We start from the raw sequence: 3,215 nt of genomic DNA, 5'->3' as shown, positions 1-3,215 counted from the left end.
AGCCCGCTCGTCGCCGCGAGGCCGGCCGCCGTGGCCCCGCCGACGGACGCGAGAAACGCCCGCCTGCTCGACCCACTGGCGGACCCGCTGGTGTTCTCCGCCGCGTCCGTTCGGGGCGGCCGATCCCGTCTCTTTCGCATCATCTGGTCAGGGTTTCTTGGAGATGTCTTCGAGCGATTCGGGGTCGGTAGACGGGTCGAGCACGCATGCCTCGACGGCGCGGACGCCTTTCACCGTCCGCGACCCGTCGATTTCGGGCGCGATAAAGCGCGTCTCGTAGTCGTACTCCTCGCCTATCGACGTCCCGTCGCGGGCGTAGGCGAGCACGGCGTCGAGGGCGTCGTACACGTCGATACAGACGCGATAACCGTCGTCGCTCTCGACGACGAGGTGCGTCGTCTCGTCGTCGAGGCCGACGTCAGCGAAAAGGTCGAAGACCGGAACCCCGGTCCACGTCGCGGTGTGCCGCGTCCCCGACGCGCACGCGACCGTCACCGTTCGGTCCTCGGCGGGGAAGTCGAGTAACTCCGCGCCCGACAGCGATGCTCGGTCGTCGCCGCGGACGAGAATCGACTCGGTCGGGGCGGTCGCCGAACGCGACCTGTCGTGTTGTGCGTGCATGCGTACTCACTAGTCCGATATTGGTTGACTCTACCGGTGTGTGTAACCGCTAATAATTAAGGGCTTATAACTGTCTGAAGGATGGGTCCCCCTGACGTAGTTGGTTGGCGGGCGTCGACCCGATTGGACGGTTTCGACTCGGTTGCGAGTCGGTCGATTCCGAACTCCATATATTCATTGCTTTGAGAATATATGTTCAATCTACATGTTCGAGGTCCAGTCCGAGTTGGCGGTGTTCGTCCTTCTGATGCTCGTCTGGACCGTCTTCGTGCTGTATTCGGCCTCGGTGTTCACCTGGTTCGTCGAGGTGCTCGTCCTCGCGTGGCGACAGACCGTCCCCGCCGACGACGTCGCCTACGGCTACGACGACATCCAAGTGCGCATCATCACCATCGACGCTGCCAACATCGTCCAATCGACGGTCAACGCGGTCCCCGACGGTCTCGACGACGTTCGGGTCATCGCGGAAAAACCGATTTCGGTCGACGGCGCGACGGTTCACGCCGTTCCCGAGGAGTTCACGTGTACGGCATCTCACAAGGGCCGCGCGCTCGAATGGGCGCGCCGCGAGGTCCCCTGCGACAAGGAGTTCGTCCTCTACCTCGACGAGGACACGTTGATGGCGAACTTCGAGGGGTTGCCGGAGGGTGACATCGTCCAGATAACCGAACTTCCGGTGTATACCGGTTCGTGGGTGACGTACCTCTCGGAGGTGTTCCGCATCGGTTACCAACGCGAACAGCGGGCGTTCGGCCGGTTCAGTTTCCCGCTGTACGCGTGGGGCGGCGGCATCGCGATTCGAACGAGTCTCGAAAATCGAATCACGTGGGACTCGAAGACCATCACCGAGGACACGGACTTCGCGTGGCGCGCGGCCGCCGACACCGACCTCGATTTCAACGTGCTGAACTGCAAGTTCCGCAATCAGGCCCCGCCGTCGGTCATGACGATGCTCAAACAGCGTCGGCGGTGGTTCTCCGGAACGCGACAGGACTCGGACCTGCTGCCGCTACACTATCAGATGTTCCTACAGTTCCGCCTCGTCGCGTGGGGCTTTTCGCCGCTTATCCCGCTGATAACCCTCATCACGTTCCTCGTCCCCAGCGCGCTTCCGGACCTGATGGTCTATCGAATCGGCTCTCTTCTCGAGTTCGCCACGCTGTTCGTCGTGACGGGCGCTGGCGTGGCAAGTTACTGGTCGGAGTCGAAACTCACGCTCCTCGCGGTTCCGTGGACGCCGATTCTCGTCGTCCTCAACACCGCGGGCGCGCTCTGGGGGTTCGTCGCTCCGGTCGAGCACTTCGCCGTCACGACCAAGGTGGCGCTGGAGACGGTCGAAGAGCGCAACCCCGCGTTCGAATCCGGTTCGCTCACGGAACACGACGGGCGCAACGACTTACCCGAGCGACTGGACGTGAATCGGTTCGCGAGCGAGCTCCGAGAGTCGCTTTACACCTCTGACGATTGACCGCGGCGATTGCGTGCCGAACTATTCTCCATCGGTATCCGATGACCACTCTCCGAGGGCTGACTCCCGAGCCGTGGTAATCGAGTCACCGATTGATGCGCTCACGGCACGTTTTCTCACTGTATGAACGCGCACGCGAACATCGGTCCCGACCGCGCTCGCAAACACGAGCCCTTCCCGGCGTACGGGCCCGTGGATGCGGCGCTCGGATTCGTCGTCTTCTACCTGTTTGTCGAGCGCGCGACCCCGACTATCGTCGAAACCCTGACGAGTGTCGTTCCCGGGGTCTCGGCGTCGGCGGTCGGCTTCGGACTCGCGGCGTTCTTGTGGTTCATCTTCGTCGTGACGACGCTCGACCAACTTCGTCGGCAACTCGCGGCGCTCGGGGTCGTCGCCGGGGACGCCGGCCGACCCGTCCGCGTAGAGTTGGGGCGGGCGGTCCCCACCACCCCGCGGCTTCTCGTGTACGCCGTCATATCCGTTGTCGGCGGCTCTATCGCTGTTCTCACGTTCGACCGCGCCGTCGACGCGGGCATCGCGTTCATCCGACTCGTCGTGGACCTCGGTGTCGGCGTATTCCCGTTCGGCGCGTTCCCGATCGTCGAGTTCCTCGTCATGGTCGTCTTCTTCGTCTCGTTCGGCGCGGCGACGCACTCGCTCGATAGAGTCGTCATCGGGATCATCAGGGCTGCATTCGCGATGGTCCGCCCGTAAACCAGTCGGCAGACGCGACATTCTCTCTTACGAGACGTATCGAACCACAAGACTGTTATCCTAGTTTTCTGATTGACAGAGACGAGAGTCCCCATGAAGCGCCGCACGTTCCTCCAACTGACCGGTCTCGGGGCCGCTGGCGGACTCGCCGGCTGTCTCGGTTCGAACTCCCCTCCCCCGCGAAAGTCGAGCGTCGTCTCCGACTTCGAGATCTCCGACGGCTCGCTCGTCGTCGACCTCGCCGACCAGACGTGGGTGATGTCCCGCTACGAAGCCGCCGACCAGTCGTCGCTGTCAGGGTTCGACCCGCAGTCGCTGGCCGCGCTCAGCCCCGTCGGGGTTGCGAGCGCGAAAGGCAAGAGCGGCGGCGGTGGCGGCCGCGGTGCGACCGGCCGCGGCACGGGTGGCTACG

Annotated in this window: 3 protein-coding genes and 1 pseudogene; 3 read left to right on the top strand and 1 reads right to left on the bottom strand. The window is 63.7% G+C overall.

What is annotated here, in order from left to right:
- Positions 1 to 147 precede the first annotated feature (147 nt).
- Complete coding sequence (locus NKF06_RS20175; RefSeq protein ID WP_253246415.1) at positions 148 to 621, bottom strand: molybdopterin-dependent oxidoreductase; 474 nt, start codon at positions 619 to 621, stop codon at positions 148 to 150.
- A gap of 205 nt (positions 622 to 826) precedes the next feature.
- Here NKF06_RS20175 and NKF06_RS20170 point away from each other — a divergent pair, with 205 nt between their 5' ends.
- The 3 genes and pseudogenes from NKF06_RS20170 to NKF06_RS20160 form a co-directional block, all read left to right on the top strand.
- On the top strand, positions 827 to 2,089 hold the full coding sequence (locus NKF06_RS20170; protein ID WP_253246414.1) for a glycosyltransferase family 2 protein: 1,263 nt from the start codon (positions 827 to 829) through the stop codon (positions 2,087 to 2,089).
- Positions 2,090 to 2,212: 123 nt separating this feature from the next.
- Entirely contained in the window at positions 2,213 to 2,803 is a 591-nt protein-coding gene (locus NKF06_RS20165) for a hypothetical protein (RefSeq protein WP_253246413.1), read from the top strand.
- 93 nt (positions 2,804 to 2,896) lie between these two features.
- Positions 2,897 to 3,215 (top strand): annotated as a pseudogene (locus NKF06_RS20160) (hypothetical protein); the annotation flags it as partial.

This window comes from Haloferax sp. AB510, from assembly GCF_024136985.1.
Taxonomy (GTDB): Archaea; Halobacteriota; Halobacteria; order Halobacteriales; family Haloferacaceae; genus Haloferax.
The sequence above is the reverse complement of the archived record's forward strand: the minus strand, read 5'-3'. Positions and strand labels throughout refer to the sequence as shown.

Bases quoted from the DNA above. Each gene is read 5' to 3' on its own strand.
- NKF06_RS20175 (WP_253246415.1), bottom strand. From the start codon at position 621: ATGCACGCACAACACGACAGGTCGCGTTCGGCGACCGCCCCGACCGAG.
- NKF06_RS20170 (WP_253246414.1), top strand. From the start codon at position 827: ATGTTCGAGGTCCAGTCCGAGTTGGCGGTGTTCGTCCTTCTGATGCTC.
- NKF06_RS20165 (WP_253246413.1), top strand. From the start codon at position 2,213: ATGAACGCGCACGCGAACATCGGTCCCGACCGCGCTCGCAAACACGAG.